This is a genomic window from Edaphobacter sp. FHG110511_03, assembly GCF_059115365.1.
Genome location: NZ_JBZYWL010000053.1, coordinates 1 through 768, shown reverse-complemented (window position 1 = coordinate 768; position 768 = coordinate 1). Strand labels below are relative to the sequence as shown.

Sequence of the window (768 nt, the reverse complement as noted above, 5' to 3'; positions counted from 1 at the left end):
TAAGGTTCTTTTTGATGGTAAGCGTGCGAGTGGCGTCGAGGTCGTTTATGAAGGTAAAGGGATCCACATCGGTGCTGGCTGTGAGATCGTTCTGTCGATGGGAGCCTTCAACACTCCAAAGGTGTTGATGCAATCCGGAGTGGGAGATGAAGCGGAACTACAGCGGTTTGGCATCCCGCTCGTCCAGCACCTGCCGGGTGTGGGGCAAAACTTCCAGGATCACATCGCAGCAAGTTGTATTTGGGAGGCGGAGCGGGATGTCGTTATGCGCAATAACGGCTGCGAAGCAACGTTCTTCTGGAAGAGTGATCCCTCACTTCCTACACCCGATTTGCAACCCCTTCTGCTGGAGTTTCCCTACCCGAGTCCCGATGTAACCGGCAACTACCCACCGCCACAACGGGGATGGTCGTTATTTGCGGCACTTGTCCGGCCGAAAAGCACAGGACATATCCGACTGACAGGACCGGGTCCGTTAGATCCACTGGAAATTCACCCGAATACGCTGGGACATCCTGACGATGTACAGGCGCTCATTCGAAGCGTGGAACTCTGCCGTGAGATCGGAAACTCGGCGGCCCTTCGGCCATTTGCTAAACGCGAAGTTGTCCCAGGAAAGCTCACAGGAAGCCAAATGGATCAGTTTGTTCGGAATGCCGCTGTGAGCTACTGTCATGAGACCTGCACTGCCAAAATGGGGCGCGACGCCATGTCGGTGACGGACAGCCATTTGAGAGTCTACGGAGTGGAGAATCTTCGCATTGCAGA

1 protein-coding gene is annotated in these 768 nt (G+C 54.8%); it reads left to right on the top strand.

The window, feature by feature from the left end; genetic code table 11:
- Positions 1 to 768: GMC family oxidoreductase (locus tag AC5S26_RS29910; RefSeq protein WP_494188598.1), on the top strand; the 768-nt coding region annotated here is incomplete at both ends.